Source organism: Streptomyces sp. SS1-1 (assembly GCF_008973465.1).
In the GTDB taxonomy this organism is placed as follows: Bacteria; Actinomycetota; Actinomycetes; order Streptomycetales; family Streptomycetaceae; genus Streptomyces.
Map to the genome: position 1 here is coordinate 5,452,668 of NZ_WBXN01000004.1, position 22,659 is coordinate 5,475,326.

The 22,659-nt window shown below is 71.7% G+C and carries 17 protein-coding genes; 9 read left to right on the forward strand and 8 right to left on the reverse strand.

The annotated features are described in order from the left end of the window. The first annotated feature begins 51 nt into the window (after window positions 1-51). The 4 genes from F8R89_RS26415 to F8R89_RS26430 all read left to right on the forward strand — a co-directional run bounded on the left by F8R89_RS26415 (window position 52) and on the right by F8R89_RS26430 (window position 6,105). A complete protein-coding gene (locus F8R89_RS26415) occupies window positions 52-2,100 on the forward strand; it encodes an ABC transporter ATP-binding protein (RefSeq protein ID WP_151786275.1) in 2,049 nt (682 codons plus the stop codon). A 163-nt stretch (window positions 2,101-2,263) separates the two neighbouring features. Next, window positions 2,264-3,151 (forward strand): FadR/GntR family transcriptional regulator, encoded by an 888-nt coding sequence (locus F8R89_RS26420; protein ID WP_151786276.1) that lies wholly within the window; start codon window positions 2,264-2,266, stop codon window positions 3,149-3,151. 428 nt (window positions 3,152-3,579) lie between these two features. Continuing rightward, window positions 3,580-5,115: an RNA polymerase sigma factor gene (locus tag F8R89_RS26425; RefSeq protein WP_151786277.1), complete on the forward strand. Its 1,536-nt coding sequence runs from the start codon at window positions 3,580-3,582 to the stop codon at window positions 5,113-5,115. Between the two features lie 132 nt (window positions 5,116-5,247). Further along, window positions 5,248-6,105, forward strand: coding sequence for a serine protease (locus F8R89_RS26430; RefSeq protein WP_151786278.1), 858 nt, complete (start codon window positions 5,248-5,250; stop codon window positions 6,103-6,105). Window positions 6,106-6,206: 101 nt separating this feature from the next. Here F8R89_RS26430 and F8R89_RS26435 read toward each other — a convergent pair whose 3' ends face one another. Then, window positions 6,207-6,437, reverse strand: coding sequence for a hypothetical protein (locus F8R89_RS26435; RefSeq protein WP_151786279.1), 231 nt, complete (start codon window positions 6,435-6,437; stop codon window positions 6,207-6,209). A 444-nt stretch (window positions 6,438-6,881) separates the two neighbouring features. Here F8R89_RS26435 and F8R89_RS26440 point away from each other — a divergent pair, with 444 nt between their 5' ends. The 3 genes from F8R89_RS26440 to F8R89_RS26450 all read left to right on the forward strand — a co-directional run bounded on the left by F8R89_RS26440 (window position 6,882) and on the right by F8R89_RS26450 (window position 11,251). Further along, on the forward strand, window positions 6,882-9,005 hold the full coding sequence (locus tag F8R89_RS26440; RefSeq protein ID WP_151786280.1) for a DNA gyrase/topoisomerase IV subunit B: 2,124 nt from the start codon (window positions 6,882-6,884) through the stop codon (window positions 9,003-9,005). Between the two features lie 195 nt (window positions 9,006-9,200). After that, window positions 9,201-9,662 (forward strand): DUF485 domain-containing protein, encoded by a 462-nt coding sequence (locus F8R89_RS26445; RefSeq protein ID WP_151786281.1) that lies wholly within the window; start codon window positions 9,201-9,203, stop codon window positions 9,660-9,662. Beyond that, window positions 9,659-11,251: a cation acetate symporter gene (locus F8R89_RS26450; RefSeq protein WP_151786282.1), complete on the forward strand. Its 1,593-nt coding sequence runs from the start codon at window positions 9,659-9,661 to the stop codon at window positions 11,249-11,251. Before F8R89_RS26445 ends, F8R89_RS26450 begins: the two co-directional genes overlap by 4 nt. A gap of 127 nt (window positions 11,252-11,378) precedes the next feature. Here F8R89_RS26450 and F8R89_RS26455 read toward each other — a convergent pair whose 3' ends face one another. From F8R89_RS26455 to F8R89_RS26470, 4 genes are all read right to left on the reverse strand, one after another. Next, complete coding sequence (locus F8R89_RS26455; RefSeq protein WP_151786283.1) at window positions 11,379-12,059, reverse strand: response regulator; 681 nt, start codon at window positions 12,057-12,059, stop codon at window positions 11,379-11,381. Next, window positions 12,056-13,726: a sensor histidine kinase gene (locus tag F8R89_RS26460; protein ID WP_151786284.1), complete on the reverse strand. Its 1,671-nt coding sequence runs from the start codon at window positions 13,724-13,726 to the stop codon at window positions 12,056-12,058. Before F8R89_RS26460 ends, F8R89_RS26455 begins: the two co-directional genes overlap by 4 nt. A gap of 100 nt (window positions 13,727-13,826) precedes the next feature. After that, window positions 13,827-14,774, reverse strand: coding sequence for a sucrase ferredoxin (locus F8R89_RS26465; protein WP_151786285.1), 948 nt, complete (start codon window positions 14,772-14,774; stop codon window positions 13,827-13,829). Between the two features lie 73 nt (window positions 14,775-14,847). Beyond that, window positions 14,848-16,122 carry a citrate synthase gene (locus tag F8R89_RS26470; RefSeq protein ID WP_151786286.1) on the reverse strand — a complete coding sequence of 425 codons (1,275 nt, stop codon included), beginning with the start codon at window positions 16,120-16,122 and terminating at the stop codon, window positions 14,848-14,850. Between the two features lie 119 nt (window positions 16,123-16,241). Between F8R89_RS26470 and F8R89_RS26475 the strand changes: the two genes are divergently transcribed. Next, complete coding sequence (locus F8R89_RS26475) at window positions 16,242-17,408, forward strand: citrate synthase/methylcitrate synthase (protein WP_151786287.1); 1,167 nt, start codon at window positions 16,242-16,244, stop codon at window positions 17,406-17,408. Window positions 17,409-17,602: 194 nt separating this feature from the next. Here F8R89_RS26475 and F8R89_RS26480 read toward each other — a convergent pair whose 3' ends face one another. Together F8R89_RS26480 and F8R89_RS26485 are read right to left on the reverse strand one after the other, a co-directional pair. After that, window positions 17,603-17,839 (reverse strand): hypothetical protein, encoded by a 237-nt coding sequence (locus F8R89_RS26480; protein ID WP_128430880.1) that lies wholly within the window; start codon window positions 17,837-17,839, stop codon window positions 17,603-17,605. 154 nt (window positions 17,840-17,993) lie between these two features. After that, on the reverse strand, window positions 17,994-18,509 hold the full coding sequence (locus F8R89_RS26485) for a DUF6082 family protein (protein WP_264158892.1): 516 nt from the start codon (window positions 18,507-18,509) through the stop codon (window positions 17,994-17,996). Window positions 18,510-18,886: 377 nt separating this feature from the next. Between F8R89_RS26485 and F8R89_RS26490 the strand changes: the two genes are divergently transcribed. Further along, entirely contained in the window at window positions 18,887-19,981 is a 1,095-nt protein-coding gene (locus tag F8R89_RS26490) for a CobW family GTP-binding protein (RefSeq protein ID WP_151786289.1), read from the forward strand. A 30-nt stretch (window positions 19,982-20,011) separates the two neighbouring features. Here F8R89_RS26490 and F8R89_RS26495 read toward each other — a convergent pair whose 3' ends face one another. Beyond that, window positions 20,012-22,468 carry a DNA topoisomerase (ATP-hydrolyzing) subunit A gene (locus tag F8R89_RS26495; RefSeq protein ID WP_151786290.1) on the reverse strand — a complete coding sequence of 819 codons (2,457 nt, stop codon included), beginning with the start codon at window positions 22,466-22,468 and terminating at the stop codon, window positions 20,012-20,014. Window positions 22,469-22,659 lie beyond the last annotated feature (191 nt).

Genomic DNA, 22,659 nt, shown 5'->3' on the forward strand with positions numbered 1-22,659 from the left:
CGGGCCTTGCCCTACCCGAAAAAACGGACATAGCGCGCTATCTTGCTGCGGGTGATCCAGGCCATCGGATTGACCAGCGACCCTCGCAAGGACCTTCCCCCCGCCGTCGACGACGTCTCGTTCGAGGCGCGTGCGGGGCGCGTCACCGCGTTGCTCGGGGGCCCGGGTGCGGGCAAGACCACGGTGCTCAGACTGATGCTCGAACTCCAACGGGGCCGAGGCGTCACCTACTTCAGGGGACGCCCCCTGCACCGCATCGCCCATCCCTCACGCGAGGTGGGTGTGGTTCTCGGCGATGTGCCGGGGCATCCGTCCCGCACGGTCCGCGGTCATCTGCGCATGCTCTGCGCGGCGGCCGGCGTCCCCGCGCGGCGCGCGGACGAGGTGCTGGAGGTGGTCGGCCTCGTCAGTCTGCGCGACGAACGGCTCTCCACGCTCTCGCGCGGCATGGACCGCCGTCTCGGACTGGCCTGCGCCCTGCTGACCGATCCGCACACCCTCGTCCTCGACGACCCCGCCGGTGGGCTCTCGACGCGCGAGAAGCGCTGGCTGCACGGCATGCTGCGGGCACACGTCGCCCAGGGCGGCACCGTCCTGCTCACCACGGCGGACCCCAAGGAAGCAGCCCGCACCGCCGACCAGGTCGTCACCCTCGAGCGGGGACGGATCGTCGCCGACCAGGAGGCCGCCGACTTCGCCCGCACCCGGCTGCGCCCCCGGGTCGCCGTCCGCACCCCCCACGCCCCCCGCCTCGCCACCCTGCTCACCAAGGAGGCCCGCACCACGCACCGCTCGGTCGAGGTCGTGCGCGAGAGCGGCAACCGGCTGTCGGTGTACGGCAGTACGTGCGCCGACGTGGGGGAGACGGCGTTCCGGCACGGCATCCCGGTCCACCAACTCGCCGACGAGATCGGCGACATGGGACCGGCCGCCGCGGCGGACCGGTCCTCGGGCGAGGCGGCGCGGGCCGATGTCGCGCCGCAGCGTAAGGCCGCCGCCACGCGCTCCGCCGGGTCCCGTGAGCAGACGGCGGCCCGTGCCCGCGCCGGCGGTCCGACCGGCGCCGAGCCCTCCTCGGGGACGGAGTCCGCCGGGCCGGACGCGCCTGCGTCCGCACCGACGCGCAAGCGCCGTGAGCGGTCCGCCGCGGCACAGGACACCGCGGCCCGCACCCCGCAGGCCCGCTCCGGCGGCCGGCGGCGGACGGAGGCCGAGCCCAAGACCGAGGCACCGGAGGGCGCTCCCCGCCGGCGGGCCGCCGAGGTACCCGAGGCCGGTCCGGGTCCCGGCGCGCTGCCCGAGCTCCCGCCCCCCATCTCCGTGCGCACCGCACCCAGCCCCCTCCGCCCCCTGCGCTACGAGCTGCGGCGCGCGGCCGGGGTCGGCACCGGGTTCGTCACCTGCGGGGTCGTGCTCCTGGTCTCCGCCGTCACCGCCGTCGTCCTCGCGCGGATCGGTCACACCCCCCGGCCCCGGCTGATGGCCGGATGGCCCCAGCAGTTGCCGCTGCCGCCCGCGGCGCTCGGGGCCGGGCTGCTCGGCGCGCTCGCCTTCGGCGACGAGTTCCGCCATCCCGCGCTCGCCACCGACCGCGGCACCGTCCCGCGCCGGCTGGGGCTGCTCGCCGCGAAGCTCCTCGTCACCACCGGCACCGCCCTGCTGCTCGCGGTGCTCACCCTGGGCTGCGACATCGAGATGCTCTATCTCGTCTTCGGCCGGGAGCTCGCGGAGGTGCCCTCGGACTGGCTTTCGCTGAGCGCCAGTTGGTTCGGGCTCGTGGTGGGCTGCGCGTGGGCCGGGGTGCTCGCGGCCGGGCTGTTCCGGTCCACCACGGCGGGGCTGGCGGCGGTGGTCGCCGTGCCGGTGGCCGTCGTACCCGTCGTACAGAAGGTCGTGGAGGGACCGTCCGTGCGGACCGCGGCCGGATTTCCGCTGCGGATGCGGGAGCTGCTGCTGAACCAGTGGCCGTTCGGCGGGGAGCGGTACGTGGAGGCCGTGGCCCGCCTGGTCGCCCAACCCGTGGGTGGCGCGCTGACGTTGTCCCTCGCAGCTCTGCTCGGCGCTTTCCTCTTCACGACCCTACGCGGAAAGGTCCGATGACGACTCTTCTCGCCCTTTTCTGAATGGCGTTGAACGCAACTCCCCGGGGATAGCTCATTTCTTTCCGATAAGGCGTCAATTGCGACGGGGTGAGCGATCACCCTTTCGTGTGCTTTTCACCAAAGACCTCAAGGGAGTTGGAAACGACGCCGACAAAGGATGCGTGAGTACCCTTGCGCACACCATGATGACCGCCGCCCGCGCCGCCGACTCCGGACTCGTCGGCCCGGGCGAACTCGACCGCTACCCCTACGCCGAGGCTTCCGTCGCCGACCGCGTCGGAACCTCCGCCTGGGAGAGCGCGGATCCCGAACTCGGCCGCGTCGGCCGCCGTGCGGCGGGCAGCCGCGGACGCGGGCTGCACGGCCAACTCGTTCAGCAGCTCGGACAGATGATCGTCTCCGGAGACCTGGGCGCCGACCGTCCGCTCGTGCCCGAGGAGATCGGCCAGCGCTTCGAGGTCTCCCGGACCGTCGTGCGGGAGTCGCTCCGCGTCCTGGAGGCGAAGGGCCTGGTCAGTGCCCGTCCGAACGTCGGTACGCGGGTGCGCCCCGTCAGTGACTGGAACCTCCTCGACCCGGACATCATCGAATGGCGGGCCTTCGGGCCGCAGCGCGACGACCAGCGCCGGGAGCTGAGCGAGCTGCGCTGGACGATCGAGCCCCTCGCCGCCCGTCTTGCCGCCGGGCACGGGCGCGACGACGTCCAGCAGCGCCTCGCCGACATGGTCGAGATCATGGGGCACGCGATGGGACAGGGCGACGTCCTGACCTTCTCCCGCGCCGACTCCGAGTTCCACTCGCTGCTCATCCAGATGGCGGGCAACCGCATGCTCGAACACCTCTCCGGCATCGTCTCGGCCGCTCTCCAGGTCTCCGGCGGCCCGGTGACCGGCTGTGACCGGCCGAACGAGGCGTCGCTCGCCCAGCACGGCAGGATCGTCGACGCCCTCGCGGCCGGCGACGGCGCGGCCGCCGAGTCGGCCATGCGCCAGCTGCTCACCGTCCACCCCGAGGTGGAGCGCGTGGTGCCCGCGCCCCGCGAGCACTGACTTCACCCCCGGGTGCCGCGCTCGGGCGATGCCTCCCCCTCCTGGGCATCCCCCGTCCGCGCACCCTTCCCCGTCGGACCCGCAGGATCCACGACGGATCCTGCGGGTCCGACGGCGCGAAGAGGGGACTCGACCACCGTGACCGTGCCGGATCGGGCCCCAGGCTGACCGCTTATGTCGGGCTATGTCTTACTTTGATCGGTTACGGGATGTGACTCGGGCCACGCAGAATGGGCGTAACGCTCGGGGAAACAGCGCGATGACCTAAGAGGTGACAGCCGAGGAAGGGAATACGGACGCCGTAAGAGGCGCTGTGTATCTTCCCGGCCCCCGCCCGCACCGTCGGTCCAATCCCCAGACCGGTGGTCGGCTCCTGTCCGCACCGGACGGGGCCGGAAGCCGCTTTCCAACGTTCCGAGAGGTTGTTCGTGTCGGCCAGCACATCCCGTACGCTCCCGCCGGAGATCGCCGAGTCCGTCTCTGTCATGGCTCTCATCGAGCGGGGAAAGGCTGAGGGGCAGATCGCCGGCGACGATGTGCGTCGGGCCTTCGAAGCTGACCAGATCCCGGCCACTCAGTGGAAGAACGTACTGCGCAGCCTCAACCAGATCCTCGAGGAAGAGGGTGTGACGCTGATGGTCAGTGCCGCGGAGCCCAAGCGCACCCGAAAGAGCGTCGCAGCGAAGAGTCCGGCCAAGCGCACCGCCACCAAGACGGTCGCCGCCAAGACGGTGACCGCCAAGAAGGCCACCGCCACCGCCACGCCCGCGGCACCCTCCGCGGAACCCGCCGTCGAGGACGAGGCCCCCGCGAAGAAGGCGGCCGCCAAGAAGACGACGGCCAAGAAGGCCGCGGCGAAGAAGACGACCGCCGCCACCAAGAAGACGGCGGCGAAGAAGACCTCCGCCAAGAAGGACGACGCCGAGCTCGTCGAGGACGAGGTCATCGAAGAGGCGAAGCCCGGTGACGAGCCCGAGGGCACCGAGGCCGCCGGTTTCGTGCTCTCCGACGAGGACGAGGACGACGCGCCCGCGCAGCAGGTCGCCGCGGCCGGCGCCACCGCCGACCCCGTCAAGGACTACCTGAAGCAGATCGGCAAGGTCCCCCTCCTCAACGCCGAGCAGGAGGTCGAGCTCGCCAAGCGCATCGAGGCCGGTCTGTTCGCCGAGGACAAGCTGGCCAACGCCGACAAGCTGGCCCCCAAGCTCAAGCGTGAGCTGGAGATCATCGCCGAGGACGGCCGCCGCGCCAAGAACCACCTGCTGGAGGCCAACCTCCGCCTCGTGGTCTCCCTGGCCAAGCGCTACACCGGCCGCGGCATGCTCTTCCTGGACCTGATCCAGGAGGGCAACCTCGGTCTGATCCGCGCGGTCGAGAAGTTCGACTACACCAAGGGCTACAAGTTCTCCACGTACGCCACCTGGTGGATCCGTCAGGCGATCACCCGCGCGATGGCCGACCAGGCCCGCACCATCCGTATCCCGGTGCACATGGTCGAGGTCATCAACAAGCTCGCGCGTGTGCAGCGCCAGATGCTCCAGGACCTGGGCCGTGAGCCCACCCCGGAGGAGCTGGCCAAGGAGCTCGACATGACCCCCGAGAAGGTCATCGAGGTCCAGAAGTACGGCCGTGAGCCCATCTCCCTGCACACCCCGCTGGGCGAGGACGGCGACAGCGAGTTCGGTGACCTCATCGAGGACTCCGAGGCCGTCGTCCCGGCCGACGCGGTCAGCTTCACGCTCCTGCAGGAGCAGCTGCACTCCGTGCTCGACACCCTGTCCGAGCGCGAGGCCGGCGTCGTCTCCATGCGCTTCGGTCTCACCGACGGGCAGCCGAAGACCCTCGACGAGATCGGCAAGGTCTACGGCGTGACGCGTGAGCGCATCCGCCAGATCGAGTCGAAGACGATGTCGAAGCTGCGCCACCCGTCGCGCTCGCAGGTCCTGCGCGACTACCTCGACTAGGTCGCCCCGAGGCATAGGGAAGGCCCGGCACCCCTCAGGGGCGCCGGGCCTTCTCGTCGTTCGCGCGGGTGCGGGGCCGGACCGGCTGAATCACTCTGGGTGTGCCATGACCACCCGAGAGTGAGGAGCGTCATGCGTCGTACCTTTGTCCGGGCGCTGGCCCGGCCGCTGGTTCTGGCGGCCGCGGCGGCCGCCATACCGCTGGTCACGGCCGCCCCGGCGGCCGCCGACCGTGTCGTCGTGGGCGGGTTCCCCGTCGATGTGTCCCAGAGTCCCTGGACGGTGGCGCTGTCCAGTCGTGACCGGTTCGGGGGTACCCGGGCGGGACAGTTCTGCGTGGGTGTCGCCGTGGGGCGCTCCACCGTGCTCACGGCCGCCCACTGCCTCAGCCCGGAGGTGCTCGGCTCCCCGCCGGAGCAGGTGGGCGACCTCAGAGTGATCGCGGGGCGGACCGATCTGACGTCCACGCACGGCAAGGAGATCCCCGTCAGGGGCGCCTGGGTGAACCCGGACTACGACGGCGACACCAATGACGGTGACTTCGCCGTGGTCTCCCTCGCCGAGGCCCTGCCCGCCGCCTCGGTGATCCGGATGGCGGGCGCCGGCGACCCCGCCTATGTGCCGGGGACCCCGGCCCTGGTCTACGGCTGGGGTGATGTCACGGGAGCGGGGGACTATCCGCGGGGGCTGCGGGCCGCGCGGGTGCAGGTGCTGCCGGACGCGCTCTGCGAGGAGGCGTATCCGGGCGGTGGTGAGGGGCGGTATCTGGCGGACAGCATGGTGTGCGCGGGGGAGCGCGAGGGAGGCCGGGACGCCTGTCAGGGGGACAGCGGAGGGCCCCTGGTCGCGCAGGGGAAGCTGATCGGACTGGTGTCGTGGGGCAACGGCTGCGGCCGTGCGGGGAGCCCCGGCGTCTACACGCGGGTGTCCGACGTCATCCGGGCCGCGGGGTGGCGCTCCGCGGCGCGGGAGGGTGCGGGAAGCGGCTGAGCGCCGCTGAGAAGAGCGCGGGCGGTCCCCCCTGAGTATTTACAGGGGGGACCGCCCGTCTGTCGGCCTGTGCCGATGCTGGCTCGTCGTGATGCGAGGTGTCAGCGCTCTTCGTCGGTCGCCGTACCGGGAGCAGCCGTGAGACGCTCCGTCTCATCCTGTATCTCGGCGGCGATCTTCTTGAGTTCCGGCTCGAACTTGCGACCGTGGTGGGCGCAGAAGAGCAGTTCTCCGCCGCTGAGCAGGACGACGCGCACGTACGCCTGGGCGCCGCAACGGTCGCAGCGGTCAGCGGCCGTCAGGGGGCTCGCGGGGGTCAGAACAGTAGTCACGTCGCCTCTTCTCTAGCTCGACGAGCTGTCGTACCAGGGTCAACATCCAACCAGCCCCAAAACGTTCCCGCTCGTGGCTTCTCCCAGAGAGAAATTTTTTCGGGTGTGGTGGGCTGCTGCCGGTGTGGCGGCGAATGTGCCGTATTGCGTGCTGTCGTGCTTACGGTTTCGCGCTCTCGGTCATGGTCGGTCCTCCCCGGCCGGGTTGCCGGTTTGTTCATGAGGACGTGCCCGGAGCCTAAATGGTTCATGCCTGGAAGGGAACGTGATATGTGCTTCACTCCTCCGAGGGATCGAACATCCATACGAGTCTGGACTAGGGTGACTTCCGACGAGGGTGGCGTTACAACGGCTCTACCAGGCCTCGGTACCCTCTGAGCGGCAACCGAAGCCACGCCCGTACCCACTAGGGCGCCCAGTGAAATTCAGCGAGGAGCGAACCGCGTGACCGCCGATACGTCCGTGCCGTCCACAGCGCTGCTGGCAGGAGCAGACCGGGACGGTTCCAACTACACCGCGCGGCACCTGCTCGTCCTCGAGGGCCTCGAAGCCGTGCGCAAGCGTCCCGGCATGTACATCGGGTCGACCGACAGCCGCGGTCTGATGCACTGCCTCTGGGAGATCATCGACAACTCGGTGGACGAGGCCCTCGGCGGCTACTGCGACCACATCGAGGTGATCCTCCACGACGACGGCTCCGTCGAGGTCCGGGACAACGGCCGGGGCATCCCGGTCGACGTCGAGCCCAAGACCGGCCTCTCCGGCGTCGAGGTCGTCATGACCAAGCTGCACGCCGGCGGAAAGTTCGGCGGTGGCTCGTACGCCGCCTCCGGCGGTCTGCACGGCGTCGGCGCCTCCGTGGTGAACGCCCTGTCCGCCCGCCTGGACGTCGAGGTCGACCGGGGCGGCCACACCCACGCGATCAGCTTCCGGCGCGGTGTCCCCGGTGCCTTCACCGGCGACGGCCCGACGGCGAAGTTCGAGGCCAAGAGCGGGCTGCGCAAGACGAAGAAGATCCCCAAGGCGCGTGAGGGCACGCGCGTGCGGTACTGGGCCGACCGCCAGATCTTCCTCAAGGACGCCAAGCTCGACCTGGAGACGCTGCACCAGCGCGCCCGCCAGACCGCCTTCCTGGTGCCCGGCCTGACCATCGTCGTCCGGGACGAGGTCGGTCTCGGCGCGGGCGGCAGCAAGGGCGAGGAGTCCTTCCGCTTCGACGGCGGCATCAGCGAGTTCTGCGAGTACCTGGCCACCGACAAGCCGGTCTGCGACGTCCTCCGTTTCACCGGCCAGGGCACCTTCAGGGAGACCGTCCCGGTCCTGGACGAGCACGGCCAGATGACCCCCACCCAGGTCACCCGCGAACTCGGCGTCGACGTCGCCATGCGCTGGGGCACCGGCTACGACACGACCCTGAAGTCGTTCGTGAACATCATCGCCACCCCCAAGGGCGGCACCCATGTCGCGGGCTTCGAGACCGCCGTGGCGAGCACCATCAACGAGGTGCTGCGCGCCAAGAAGATGCTCCGCGTCGCCGAGGACGACATCGTCAAGGACGACGCCCTCGAGGGCCTGACCGCGGTCGTCACCGTCCGTCTCGCCGAGCCGCAGTTCGAGGGGCAGACCAAGGAGGTCCTCGGCACCTCGGCGGCCCGCCGCATCGTGAACGCCGTGATCGCCAAGGAGCTCAAGGCGTTCCTGACGTCCACCAAGCGGGACGCGGCGGCACAGGCGCGCGTGGTCCTCGAGAAGGCCGTCGCCGCCGCCCGGACCCGTATCGCGGCCCGCCAGCACAAGGACGCGCAGCGCCGCAAGACGGCCCTGGAGTCCTCCTCGCTGCCCGCGAAGCTCGCGGACTGCCGCAGCGACGACGTCGACCGCAGCGAGCTCTTCATCGTCGAGGGAGACTCCGCGCTGGGCACCGCCAAGCTCGCCCGGAACTCCGAGTTCCAGGCGCTGCTGCCCATCCGCGGCAAGATCCTCAACGTCCAGAAGTCGTCCGTGACCGACATGCTCAAGAACGCCGAGTGCGGGGCGATCATCCAGGTCATAGGGGCGGGGTCGGGGCGCACCTTCGACATCGACGCGGCGCGCTACGGCAAGATCATCATGATGACCGACGCCGACGTCGACGGCTCCCACATCCGCACGCTGCTGCTGACGCTGTTCCAGCGGTACATGCGCCCGATGATCGAGGCGGGCCGGGTGTTCGCCGCCGTGCCCCCGCTGCACCGGATCGAGCTGGTCCAGCCCAAGAAGGGCCAGGACAAGTACGTGTACACGTACTCGGACCGCGAGCTGCGCGACAAGCTCATGGAGTTCGAGAGCAAGGGCGTGCGCTACAAGGACTCGATCCAGCGCTACAAGGGCCTCGGTGAGATGGACGCCGACCAGCTCGCGGAGACGACCATGGACCCGCGCCACCGCACCCTGCGGCGGATCAGCCTCACCGACCTCGAGGCGGCCGAGCGGGTCTTCGACCTCCTGATGGGCAACGACGTGGCGCCGCGCAAGGAGTTCATCTCCAGCTCGGCCGCGACGCTCGACCGGTCGCGCATCGACACCTAGAAGCAGACCGCTGTACGGGGGACCGGCCGGGGCGCGTGAGTCCCGGCCGGTCCTGTCGTTCCGGGCCCTTCCCGCGGTGGACGCGACTCCTGCCGTGCCCTGCTGGTATGCGGCTTTGCCTGCTGAATCACCTGATGGGGTGAAACGCTCCGAGAAGCCCGGTCGGCGGTCTTTCCGTTCTGTCCATGCTGGGGCATGTGCTCAAGCGACGGTCGTCCCCGCGACGCCAGAACCCCGCGGTACGACGATCCCTGGTACGACGCCCTCGCCGCCGGATGGGGCGAGTCGGACGTCACGGAGGCCCCTGACACCGCTCCGCCGGCCGCCGCCGACGTGTACCTCGAGGTGCAGCGCAGCGCCGCCTTCCAGGAAGTGCGCAGCCGCTACCGGAGGTTCGTCGTGCCGGCCGCCGCCGGGTTCCTGTCCTGGTACGTCGCCTACGTCGTGGCCGCCACCTCCGCGCCCGACCTGATGGCCCGGCCCGTGGCCGGCGCCGTGAACGTCGCGATGCTCGCCGGGCTCGGGCAGTTCCTCAGCACGTTCCTGCTCACCTGGGCCTACGCCCGCCACGCGCGCCTGCGCCGCGACCGCGCCGCGCTCGAACTGCGCTGGGACACCCAGGAGCTGACGCGGGGCACCAAGGGGGGCGTGGCATGACACAGGATCATCGCGCGCTGGCCCTGCTGCTGTTCAGCGTGTTCATCGCCATCACGCTGGCGATCACCACCTGGGCGGGCCGCAACCGCCGTGGCTCGGCGGAGGAGTTCTACGCCGGCGGCCGGCTCTTCTCGCCGATGGAGAATGGATTCGCCATCGCGGGCGACTACATGTCCGCCGCGTCCTTCCTCGGCATCTCCGGGCTGATCGCCCTGTTCGGCTACGACGGGATGCTGTACTCGGTGGGCTTCCTCGTGGCCTGGCTGGTCGTGCTCTTCCTGGTCGCGGAACTCGTCCGCAACTGCGGGCGGTTCACCCTCGCCGACGTCGTCGCGGCACGCATGCGGGAGCGCCCCGTCCGTATCGCGGTCGGGACGTCCTCGGTCACCGTCTCCGTCCTGTACCTGGTGGCGCAGATGGTGGGCGCCGGCACCCTCGTCGCGTTGCTGCTCGGCGGTGACGGCGGGGCGGCGCAGGCCTGGACCGTCATCGGCGTCGGCGCGCTCATGGTGATCTACGTGTCGTTCGGAGGGATGCGGGCCACCACCTGGATCCAGATCGTCAAGTCGGTCCTGCTGCTCGGCGGCACCATCGCGCTGACGGTCCTCGTCCTGCTCCGCTTCCACGGCGACATCGACCGGCTGCTGCTCGGCGCCGCCGAGCACAGCGGCCACGGGCAGGCGTTCCTGGCGCCCGGCCTCCGGTACGGCGGGGACTGGACGTCCCGGTTCGACTTCATCAGCCTCGGCCTCGCCCTGGTCCTCGGCACCGCCGGGCTGCCGCACATCCTGTCGCGCTTCTACACCGTGCCCACCGCGCGCGCCGCACGCCGCTCGGTGGTCTGGGCGATCGGCCTCATCGGCGGCTTCTACCTGATGACCATCGTCCTCGGCTTCGGCGCCGCCGCGATCGTGGGGACCGCGGAGGTGCGCGCCTCGAACGCCGCCGGCAACACGGCCGTACCGCTGCTCGCCCTCGACCTGGGCGGCGGTGCCGACTCCACCGGCGGCACGGTGCTGTTCGCGGTCGTGGCGGCCGTCGCCTTCGCCACGATCCTCGCCGTCGTCGCCGGCATCACCCTCGCCTCCTCGGCCTCCGTCGCCCACGACCTGTACGCGTCCCTGCGCCGCCGGGGCGGCAAGGCCCGCAGCGAGGTCACCGTCGCCCGCCTCGCCGCCGTGGGCATCGGTGTCGTCGCCATCGCCCTCGGGCTGCTCGCCCGCGACCTGAACGTCGCCTTCCTCGTGGGCCTCGCGTTCGCCGTCGCCGCCTCCGCGAACCTGCCCGTGCTGCTCTACTCCCTGTTCTGGCGCGACTTCACCACCCGGGGCGCCGTCTGGTCCGTGTACGGCGGCCTGATCCCGGCCATGGTGCTCGTCGCCCTGTCACCCGTGGTGTCGGGCGGTCCGCAGTCGCTGTTCCCCGGCGTCGACTTCCAGTACTTCCCGCTGGACAATCCCGGCATCGTCTCGATCCCGCTGGGCTTCGTCGCCGGCTGGCTGGGCACGGTCACCTCGCCCGAGGCCCCCGACGAGGCCAAGCACGCCGAGACGGAGGTCCGGTCGCTGACCGGGGCGGGGGCGGTCTAGGACCGTCACGGACTGTCCAGGCCCATCACGGGCGGTCCAGGACCATCGTCGCCTTGAGAGTCAGGGCACGTTCCGTCCGTAAGAGAGGGCGGCACGGTTCCTTCCCCCGCCCCCACGGGGCCGTGCCTCAGGCGCGGGTCGCCCACACATACCGGTGCTCAGGGCGGCCCGCGTCCCCGTACTTGAGGGTCAGGCGGGCCCGCCCGGTGCGCTCCAGGAGCTTCAGATAGCGCTGGGCGGTCTGCCGGCTCACCCCAGTCCGTTCGGCGATCTCCTGGGCCGACAGCGGCCCCGAGGCGTTCATCAGGGCCCGGCGCACCGACTCGGCGGTGGTGGGGGAGTGCCCCTTGGGCAGATGCGGCTCCGACGGCGCGGACAGCGCACCGAAGATGCGGTCCACCTCGGCCTGCTCCGCCTCGCCGCCGCCGTCGAGGGTGCGACGCAGCTCCGCGTACGCCTCCAGCTTGGCGCGCAGTCCCGCGAAGGCGAACGGCTTCACCAGGTACTGGAGCGCCCCGAGCCGCATCGCCGCCTGTACGGTCGTCACGTCCCGGGCCGCCGTCACCATGATCACGTCGGTCTGGTGGCCGCGCCGGCGCATCTCCCGGACCACCGCCAGCCCCGTGTCGTCCGGCAGGTAGTGATCCATGAGGACCAGGTCGAGGCGCGGCAGTCCGGTCACCTGCCGCAGCGCCTCGGCGGCCGTGTGCGCCTCACCGGCCACATGGAAGCCGGGCACCTTCTCGACGTAGGCGGCGTTGACGCGCGCCACGCGCGTGTCGTCGTCCACGACCAGGACCTCGATCATCGCGACTCCTCCTCGGCGCCGGTGCGCGCGTCACCCTGTGTACTGAGAGCCGGTTCCGGCCCGGTCAGCGCCTCGGGCAGGACGACCGTGAACTCGGCGCCGCCCCCGGCGGCCTCGCCCACCCGGGCCGTACCACCCTGCCGTTCGGCCAGGCGCCGCACCAGCGACAGCCCGATCCCGCGCTCCCGATGGGCCGGGCGCCGCTTGGTCGACCAGCCCTCGGTGAAGATCAACTCGCGCTGTTCCACCGGGATTCCCGGCCCGGTGTCGCGGACCGTCAGGGTCGCCGCGCGTCCCTCGGCGCGCAGTTCGACCTCCACGCGCGCGTGCGCGGTGCCGGCGACGGCGTCCACGGCGTTGTCCACCAGGTTCCCCACGACGGTCACCAGTCCCTGCGGATCGACCAGCCGGTCCGGGAGCCCGGTGCGCTCCGACAGGCGCAGCGCGACGCCGCGTTCGGCCGCCACGGTCGCCTTGCCGACCAGCAGGGCCGCCAGCAGCGGGTCCTGGATCTTCCCGGCGACCTCCTCCGCGGTCGACCGGTGATCACCGACGACCTCCCCGACGTACTCCACGGCGTCGTCGTACATCTCCAGCTCCAGCAGCCCGAGGAGCGTGTGCATGCGGTTGGCGTGCTCGTGGTCCTGGGCGCGCAGGGCGTCGATCAGGCCGTGGGTCGAGTCGAGCTCCCGGCCGAGCTGTTCCAGCTCCGTGCGGTCGCGCAGGGTGGCGACGGCGCCGCCGTCGTCGGTGGGCATGCGGTTGGCGACGAGGACGCGCTGTCCGCGCACGGTCAGCAGGTCGGTGCCGGTGACCCGTCCGGCCAGCACATCGGCGGTCCGGCCGGTGCCGAGCGCCTCGTCGAGGGAGCGGCCGACAGCCTCGTCCCCGAGGCCGAGCAGCCGCCGCGCCTCGTCGTTGAGGAGGCGGATACGCCCCGTGCGGTCCAGCGCGACGACGCCCTCCCGGATGCCGTGCAGCATCGCCTCGCGCTCCGCCAGCAGCGCCGAGATGTCGGAGAACGCCAGGTCACGGGTCTGCCGCTGGAGCCGCCGGGAGATCAGCCAGGCCGCCAGCGCCCCCACCGCCAGGGCGCCGCCCGCGTACGCGAACAGCCCCGGGATGGCGTGCAGCAGCCTGGCCCGCACGTTGTCGTAGGCGATGCCGACCGAGACCGCGCCGACGATCCGGCCGTCGCCGTCGCGCAACGGCACCTTGCCGCGCGCGGTGCGGCCCAGCGTGCCGTCGTCGATCTGCATGACCTCGTGGCCCGCCAGCGCCCGCCCCGGGTCGGTCGAGACCGGCCGCCCGATCTCGCGCGCGGTCGGATGGGACCAGCGCACGCCCCGCCGGTCCATCACGACGACGTACTCGGCCCGGGTCGCCGCGCGGATCCGCTCCGCCTCCCGCTGCACCGGGCCGTCGGCCGTCGCCGGGGTCCGGACCAGGTCCTCGGCGATCCGCGGCTGCGCGGCCGTGGTCTGGGCGATGGACAGCGCACGGCGCATCGCCTGGTCGTCGAGCTGGTCGCTGAGCGGCGCCAGGAACAGCCCGGTGGCCAGCACCGCCACGCCCGCGGCGATCGCCACCTGCATCAGCAGCACCTGCGCGAACATGCGCCGGGGCAGACCCAGGCGCAGGCGACGGGTGAGGGAGGCGGGGCTCATGCCCCAGACCGTACGCGGCGGTGCGGGGCGGACCGTAGGGGGATGTGGCGGGGATCTCGTGCAGGGTGCAGGGTGCAGCGGCGGGGCGCCGGGGGCGGGGTCAGCCCGCGAGCGCCGTGGCCGTCATCCTGAATTCCCGTACGGCGAGGACGTCCATACGCGCGGGCGAGCCCAGCACCGACGTGCCGCACTTCTCGGGGCGCGGCGGCTGGGCGGCACCCTGGGCCACGTCGACCCGCCAGCGCCGCCCGTCCGCATGGGCCACGGTCACCGCCCAGCGCGGAGCGGCGCCCTCCGTCCGTACGACGCTCAGCGCCTCGGCGGCCGTCTCCCCGGTGGTCCTGCGCACCGCCAGCTCGGCGGCCTGGCCGGGCCGCTCCCACGCCGAGTTGCCCCGGCAGCCCTCGCCGATGATGCGGCCCTCCCTGACCCCGTCCAGGACCCTGCGCACCACATCCGCCTCGGCCCGCCCGTAGGCGTAGCCGTACGGCAGCACGAGCAGCGTCGGTGAGAAACGGTGGCCGCCGAGGTGCGTGACCTCCCAGACGCCGTCCACGCCGGAGGCCGCCAGTTCGGCGGCGAGTGGCCGGCCGAGCAGGGCGCAGCAGCGGTCGCGCTTGCCGTTGGTGCACACCAGCGCCAGCGGGTCCCCGGTGTGGGCCCGGCCGCCGAGCGCGCTGTCGAAGGTGCGGTGATCACCCCGGCCGAGGGCGGCGAGGTCCAGGTCGAGCAGCTGACGCGGGTCGCGGACGGTGGCGGTGCGCAGCCATACGGCGCCGGGCACCGTGTGGGCGGCGTAGACCCGGCGCTCGGTGGGGAGTCCGCTGTCGGCGTGCCGGCCGGGCCGGCGGATCAGCGCGATCCGGACGCCCGTGCCCTGCGCGGCGGTCTCCAGCGCGCGGCCGAGCGCGGGATCCAGGTGGCTCTGGGTGAGTGCCTTGGCACCCCACGGACCGGGCTGCTCCAGCAGCAGCCAGGTCGTCGCGGTCGCCGCGGTTCCCGCGACGGGCTCGTCGAGGTCCTGCGAGACGGTCGTGCACGTACTCACAGAGGTGAGCCTAACCTGGGCCGGCGCGGGCGGCTCTCCCAGGCCCGCACGACACGGCGGCCGCGGGCCGGGCCTACTCGGGCAGCGGCTGCGACGGTGGTTGTGGCAGCGGCTGCGGCGGCTTGGGACCGGTGTACTGCCCCGTCGGCCGCATCCGCAGCGGTCGTTCGCCGTACTCCTCCAGGGCGTGGGCGATCCAGCCCGCCGTCCGTCCCACCGCGAAGATCGTCTCGCCCGCCGTCGCGGGCATCGCGTGGGACGCCGTGAACACGGCCAGCGCCAGGTCGACGTTGGCGTGCAGCGGGGTGTGGCGGGCGGCCGTCGCGACGATGTCGTGGGCGGCGGCGAGGGCGGGTTCGCAGCGCGGCAGGTCCGCGAGCAGCGTGAACAGCAGCCGCGCCCGGGGGTCCTCGCCGGTGTAGAGCCGGTGCCCGAGGCCGGGGATGCGCCGGCCCGCCCGGAGTTCCTCCGCGATGACGGGTCCGGCGTCGCCGCGGTCGAGCACCTCCACGAGGAGCCGGTGGGCGAGGCCGCTGGCCGCGCCGTGCAGCGGGCCCTCGAGGACGCCGAGACCCGCGGAGACGGCCGCGTAGGCGTGCGCGCGGGCCGACGCGGCGACCCGGACGGCCAGGGTCGAGGCGGCCAGGTCGTGATCGACGAGGAGGGCGAGCGCCGTGTCCAGCACGTTCAGCGTGGCCTCGTCGGCGGGGCGCCCGCTGAGCCGTCCCCACAGCCGGCGGGCCAGCGGGCCCTCCTCGCGGTCGGCGGGGTCGGCGGGGCCGAGAGCCGCCACGAGCGTCGGGATCAGGCTGCGCGCGGTGGCGAGCACGGCCTCCTCCGACAGGTCGAAGCGCAAGGGGTCGGCGACCGCGGCGGCGACCGCGGCGACGCGCAGGCGGTCGACCGGGCCGGCGTGTTCGGGCAGGGCGCCGGCGGCGCGGCGGGCGGCTGCGACGGAGGCCGCGGGCGCGGTGAAGGTCACGCCGGGGCGCAGCCGTCCCGTCCACAGCCACTCGGCGACCTCCTCGTAGGAGTGCCGTGCGGCCAGCTCGGTCGCGTCCACGCCGCGGAAGTAGTAGCGGTCGGCGTCGATGAGCGTGAGCCCCGTCCGCACCGACAGGTCGGCGGCGGAACCCGAACCGGCCGTGCCCTCCCGTCTGTTGCGCCGGGCGAGCGTCTCGACCTCCTTCGCGTCGAAGGTGCTGCCCCGTCCGCCGGGCACGCGGCGGCTGCTGAGGTGGCCGCGGCTGACGTACGCGTAGACGGTCTCGGGCTTCACGCCGAGCAGTTCGGCGGCCTCCTGGGTGGTGAGCCGCCGCCCCTCCGGGCCGGGTTCTTGATCGCGCATGGGGTCACCGTATCCAGCCGGCAGTACCTGGATCCTCGCATTGACCCAACTTGACTCAATCAACATTGACAGACAAACAGTCAAGCATGGACAGTCGAATCAAGTCCAGGGAGGCAACCATGTCCGTCAACAGGTCAGCAGCCACACTCGTCGACGTCCCGCGCGGGCTCGCGGGAGTCGTCGTGACCGACACCGAGGTCGGCGACGTCCGGGGGCGCGAGGGCTTCTACCACTACCGTCAGTACTCCGCCGTCGAGCTGGCCCGGACCCGGCCCTTCGAGGACGTCTGGCACCTCCTCGTGCACGGCGAGCTGCCGGATGCCGCGCGGTCCGCCGCGTTCCGTGCCGAGACCGTCGCGCTGAGACGGCTTCCGGAGGAGGTGCGGGCGGTGCTGCCGGCGATCGCCGCGGGCAGCGGTCGCTCCGGCCCGCTGGCCGGGCTGCGCACCGCGCTGTCCCTGCTGGGCGCGGCGAAGGGGTTCCGGCCGGTGTACGACCTCGACGCGGGCCGGCGCCGACGGGACACGCTGGTCGCCGCGGCGGCCGTACCGACGCTGCTGGCCGCGCTGCACCGGCTGGGGAGCGGGCTCGACCCCATGGAGCCGCGTGACGACCTGTCCTACGCGGCGAACTACCTGTACATGGTGACGGGGGAGGAGCCCGGGCCGGAGCGGGCGCGGGCCGTCGAGCAATACTTGATCTCCACCATTGACCATGGATTCAATGCGTCCACCTTCACGGCGCGGGTCATCGCCTCCACGGGGGCTGACGTCGCGGCCTGCCTGGTGGGGGCCGTGGGCGCGCTGTCCGGGCCGCTGCACGGGGGTGCGCCGAGCCGTGCGCTGGACACGCTGGACGCCATCGGGACGCCGGACCGTATCGACCCGTGGATCCGTGAACGCGTCCTCGCCGGTGACCGCATCATGGGCTTCGGGCACCCGGTCTACCGCACGGAGGACCCCCGGTCCCGGATGCTCCGGCAGATCGCCCTGTCCTTCGGCGGCCCGCGCGTGGACTTCGCGGTGGAGGTCGAACGGCGGGTGGAGGCGATCCTGGCCGAACTGAAGCCGGGCCGCGAACTGCACACGAACGTCGAGTTCTACGCGGGCGTGGTCATGGAGCGGTGCGGTCTGCCCCGCGAGATGTTCACCCCGACCTTCGCGGCGGCCCGCGTCGTCGGCTGGAGCGCCAACCTGCTGGAACAGGCGGAGGACTCGAAGATCATCCGCCCGGCGGCGCGGTATGTGGGACCGGGGGCGCCGGTCGAGGTGCCGGTGGCGGCTTGAACCCCGCCGTCCGAGGCGGGGTCCTGACATACGAGTGGCCTGGTGCCGTTCTGGCTCCAGGCCTCATCGGTGAAGATCGAGCAGGGGCGGGGTACGGGCTGCTCGCCGGGTCGGATGCCTGGCTCGCTCGACTGTTGCGGCGGCCGGGGCGTGACGGCACGGGTCCGGGTGGGCGCGTGCCGGTGCGAGGTGCCTCAGGCGTCCGGGATGTCTGCCTTGGCGCGGATGAGGGTCTCGCGGCTGACGATGACGATGCGCTCGTAGTCGGCGCGGGCGGCATCGGCGGGCAGCTCCGGGTCAAGCGCCTCGGTGGCCTCGGTGCCGATGACGGCGAAATTGCCGTCGCTGAGCTCGAACACGTCGGGGCAGGTAGCTCCTGAACTACTGCCTCGGGCGCTTGGAGGCACACCGATGCGGCGCACGATCTTCAAAGGTACGGGTCCTTACGCGAACAAAAGCCTAGGTGGACAGAGTGGTGGGCAGCACGTTACTGGTGCTCCTGAGGCTCTTGTGGCCGGACCGCGAAAAAGTCACTCGGACGCCTCCTGATCGCGGTGCTGTTGACGCACCGCGGGCGTTCAGCGCTCAGTCGGTCGGTGGATCGCCGACCACCCACCACTCGTCGGTGTCGGCCTCGTCGAGCTCCTTGACCAGTCCGTCGACCATGCGCCCCACCTGAGCCTCCTCCGACGAGTCCTCCAGACTCGCGCGGTTGTGCCGCGACGCCTCCCAGTACTCGCGGAACACCGGACTCTGGAAGAACTCTCGTAGGCGGGTGTACAGCTCCTCCCGGTTGTAAAGCTCCGCCTGGTAGAGGTGGTACAGGTGGACGTACCAGGCGTTGGCGTAGAAGAACTGCCGGCGCCTCTCCGGCGGGATGCTCTGGTCGTAGGTGTCGATCACCTCGGCCAGCGAGGGGTCGTCGATCGCCCTCGACAGCAACTCCCAGTGCATCCGCTGCTGGTGGGCCAGCGCGGTCCTGCGGATCGCCAACTCCTCGAGCTCCAGCCGGCGCACCTCGAGCTCCAGCCGGCGTTCGTGCTGACGCGTCTTCTCCGTCCGCCACTGGCGTGCCGCCAGTGTCGCGGTGGTGGCAGTCATGACCGCGACCGTGGCGGCACCCAGCCTCCTTGTGGAACGTTTCCGTGTGACCATGTCAACCCCCGAATCAGGCGGCGGCCGTCCGCCGGTCGTCGGGATGTGGGTCGACTGGAGGGGACCGGCGAGCGGTGGGCGGCGCTTGCCGTCTCCCAGAGTGCCGAGCGGCTCTGATCGGCGGGGAGGCGGAGAGGAGGCGCACGGAGGGAAGCGAGGGTCGCACACTCCAGCGCCATGCCAGACGTCTGCCCGGCAAGTGCTGCTAACAATCGTTCACTTCGCGGCGATTCTCACCGCTCGTATCCTGGTCCGGCATTCATTTCTCATCCGTGCGCCGGGCCACGAGCCGGTGCACCCGTCGGCGCGAGAGAGGTCGCACGGTGACTCAGCCGGGCCAGGGCCAGCACCAGATTCCGGTCGTCGTCCTCGCCGGATTCCTCGGTTCCGGCAAGACGACTCTGCTCAACCACCTCCTCCATCACAGCGGAGGCACCCGGATCGGCGCGATCGTCAACGACTTCGGCGCCATCGAGATCGACGCGCTCGCCGTCGCCGGGGCGCTCGGCGACTCCACCGTGTCCCTGGGCAACGGCTGCCTGTGCTGCGCGGTCGACTCCAGTGAGCTCGACGGCTATCTGGAGCGGCTCGCCCGGCCCGGCACCGGGATCGACGTCATCGTGATCGAGGCCAGCGGCCTCGCCGAACCGCAGGAACTCGTCCGGATGCTGCTCGCCAGCGAGCTGCCGGGCATCGTGTACGGCGGGCTCGTCGAGGTCGTCGACGCCGCCGAGTTCGACGCCACCCGGAGCAGGCACCCCGAGATCGACCGGCATCTCGCCCTCGCCGACCTCGTCGTCGTCAACAAGCTGGACCGGGCCGCGGACCGCGAGCGCGTGCTCGGTCTCGTGCGTGAGCTCGCCGAACACGCCGCCGTCGTCCCGGCCACCTACGGCCGGATCGACCCCGGCTTCCTCTTCGACTGCCGTCCCAGTGAGGAGCGCGTCGGGCAGCTGTCGTTCGACGATCTGCACCAGCACGCCGGACAGGGCCAGGACCACGACGGGCATCTGCACACCGGCTACGACAGCCTGTCGTTCACCTCCGACGTCCCCCTCGATCCGCGCCGGCTGATCGGCTTCCTCGACGGCAGGTCCGAGGGGCTGTACCGGATCAAGGGGCACGTGGACTTCGGGGCGTACGACCCCGCGAACCGGTACGCCGTGCACGCCGTCGGGCCGTTCCTGCGCTTCTACCCGGAGCGGTGGCCCGCCGGGACGCCCCACCGCACCCAGCTCGTCCTCATCGGCTCCGGCATCGACACGGCCGCCCTGGAGAAGGACCTGCGGGCGTGCGCGAGCGACGCCCCGCACACCGCGGACGAGCACGGCATGTGGGGCGTCCTCCGCTATGTCCGGGACCCGGACGAGGAAAGGCAGGGGCGGGGCAGCGACCCCGAGCCCGAAGAGGCCGCCTGACGCGCGCGGCCTCCTCGGCTCCGGCGGCTCCTAGAACGGCCCCGCCACCACCGCGACCGTCTTCGGCAGGGACACGCCCGAGCCGTCGCGGCGCGGGTCGATCTCGGGCAGCTCGGCCGGGGTGCCGTTCTTCTGGGCGGCCCGTGCCGGGGCGGGGCCCGCCCAGGCCAGGGACAGGCAGTCCTCGCCCTTCAGGAACCGCTGGCAGCGCACGCCGCCTGTGGCGCGGCCCTTGCGCGGGTACTGGTCGAACGGGGTCATCTTGGCCGTCGTCTGGACCGAGTCGTCCAAGGTGCCGCGCGAGCCCGCGACCGTGAAGACCACCGCGTCGGACGCCGGGTCCACCGCCGTGAAGGAGATGACCTTCGCGCCCTCGGCGAGCTTGATGCCGGTCACACCGCCCGCCGGACGGCCCTGCGGGCGGACCGCGGACGCCTGGTAGCGCAGCAGCTGGGCGTCGTCCGTGATGAAGACGAGGTCCTCCTCGCCGGTGCGCAGCTCGACCGCGCCGACGATCCGGTCACCCTCCTTCAGGGTGATGACCTCCAGCTCCTCCTTGTTGGACGGGTAGTCGGGCACGACCCGCTTGACCACGCCCTGCTCGGTGCCCAGCGCGAGGCCGGGGGAGGACTCGTCGAGCGTCGTCAGGCAGACCACCCGCTCGCCGTCCTCCAGGGAGAGGAACTCCGACAGCGGCGCGCCGCCCGCCAGGTTGGGCCGCGACGCGGTCTCCGGGAGCTGCGGCAGATCGACCACGCTGATCCGCAGCAGCCGGCCCGCCGAGGTCACCGCGCCCACCTCGCCGCGTGCCGTGGCCGGCACCGCCGAGACGATCACGTCGTGCTTGGAGCGCTTGGCGTCGCCGCCGTCCGCGAAGGGGTCGCCGTTCGCCGTGCGGGCCAGCAGACCCGTCGAGGACAGCAGCACCCGGCACGGGTCGTCCGCGACCTGCAGCGGCACGGCGGACACCTGGGTGCCGGACGACTCCAGCAGGACCGTGCGCCGCTCGGTGCCGAACTTCTTCGCCACCGCCGCCAGTTCGGTCGAGACCAGCTTGCGCAGCTCCGCGTCGGACTCCAGGATCCGGGTCAGCTCGTCGATCTCCCGGCCCAGCCGGTCCTTCTCCGCCTCCAGCTCGATGCGGTCGAACTTGGTGAGCCGGCGCAGCGGCGTGTCGAGGATGTACTGCGTCTGCACGTCGGACAGCGAGAAGCGCTCCATCAGGCGCTCCTTGGCCTGCGCGCCGTTCTCGCTGGAGCGGATCAGGCGGATGACCTCGTCGATGTCGATGAGCGCCGTGAGCAGGCCCTCGACGAGGTGCAGCCGGTCCCGCCGCTTGCCGCGCCGGAACTCGCTGCGGCGCCGTACGACCTCGAAGCGGTGGTCGAGGTAGACCTCCAGCAGCTCTTTCAGGCCCAGGGTGAGAGGCTGCCCGTCGACCAGCGCCACATTGTTGATGCCGAAGGACTCCTCCATGGGCGTCAGCTTGTACAGCTGCTCCAGGACCGCCTCCGGCACGAAGCCGTTCTTGATCTCGATGACCAGCCGCAGGCCGTGCTCGCGGTCGGTGAGGTCCTTGACGTCCGCGATGCCCTGGAGCTTCTTCGAGCCGACCAGGTCCTTGATCTTCGCGATGACCTTCTCCGGGCCGACCGCGAACGGCAGCTCGGTGACGACGAGGCCCTTGCGGCGGGCGGTGACCGTCTCGATCTCGACCGTCGCACGGATCTTGAAGGTGCCGCGGCCCGTCGCGTAGGCGTCCCGGATGCCGGAGAGGCCGACGATCCGGCCGCCGGTCGGCAGGTCGGGGCCGGGGACGTGCTTCATCAGCGTGTCCAGATCCGCGTTCGGGTGGCGGATCAGGTGCCGGGCGGCCGCGATGACCTCGGAGAGGTTGTGCGGCGGCATGTTCGTCGCCATGCCGACGGCGATGCCGGACGCGCCGTTGACCAGCAGGTTCGGGAAGGCGGCCGGCAGGGCGACCGGCTCCTGCTCCTGGCCGTCGTAGTTCGGGGCGAAGTCGACGGTGTCCTCGTCGATCGACTCCGTCATCAGGCTCGTCGCCTGCGCCTGCCGGCACTCGGTGTACCGCATGGCGGCCGGCGGGTCGTCGTTGCCCAGGGAGCCGAAGTTGCCGTGGCCGTCGACCAGGGGCACGCGCATCGAGAAGGGCTGCGCCATGCGCACGAGGGCGTCGTAGATCGACGCGTCGCCGTGCGGGTGCAGCTTGCCCATGACCTCGCCGACGACACGGGCGCACTTCACATAGCCGCGGTCGGGGCGCAGGCCCATCTCGTTCATCTGGTAGACGATCCGGCGGTGCACCGGCTTCAGGCCGTCACGGGCGTCCGGCAGGGCACGCGAGTAGATGACCGAGTAGGCGTACTCGAGGAAGGAGCCCTGCATCTCGTCGACGACGTCGATGTCGAGGATCCGCTCCTCGAACGAGTCGTCGGGCGGCGGGGTCTTCGTGCTGCGGCGGGCCATCGCTGCCGGCTCCTTCTGTGTGCTGTGGCGCAAGCGTGTGACGGGTCTGACGCGGACCATTGTGGACCGCGGCACTGACAACCACCGACCAGGACCCGATGTTGGGCTCCCGCCCGGCGAGGTGAAGTGTCGCCGACTCCGGTCTCCTCCCGCGACCGCGGTGGCGTGAAGGACGGCCTCGGGACCGCGCA

Coding starts and splice junctions, on each gene's coding strand:
- F8R89_RS26495 (WP_151786290.1), bottom strand. CDS start 22,468: ATGGCCCGCCGCAGCACGAAGACCCCGCCGCCCGACGACTCGTTCGAG.
- F8R89_RS26470 (WP_151786286.1), bottom strand. CDS start 16,122: ATGCGCGATCAAGAACCCGGCCCGGAGGGGCGGCGGCTCACCACCCAG.
- F8R89_RS26445 (WP_151786281.1), top strand. CDS start 9,201: ATGTGCTCAAGCGACGGTCGTCCCCGCGACGCCAGAACCCCGCGGTAC.
- F8R89_RS26460 (WP_151786284.1), bottom strand. CDS start 13,726: ATGAGCCCCGCCTCCCTCACCCGTCGCCTGCGCCTGGGTCTGCCCCGG.
- F8R89_RS26430 (WP_151786278.1), top strand. CDS start 5,248: ATGCGTCGTACCTTTGTCCGGGCGCTGGCCCGGCCGCTGGTTCTGGCG.
- F8R89_RS26475 (WP_151786287.1), top strand. CDS start 16,242: ATGTCCGTCAACAGGTCAGCAGCCACACTCGTCGACGTCCCGCGCGGG.
- F8R89_RS26455 (WP_151786283.1), bottom strand. CDS start 12,059: ATGATCGAGGTCCTGGTCGTGGACGACGACACGCGCGTGGCGCGCGTC.
- F8R89_RS26485 (WP_264158892.1), bottom strand. CDS start 18,509: ATGACTGCCACCACCGCGACACTGGCGGCACGCCAGTGGCGGACGGAG.
- F8R89_RS26450 (WP_151786282.1), top strand. CDS start 9,659: ATGACACAGGATCATCGCGCGCTGGCCCTGCTGCTGTTCAGCGTGTTC.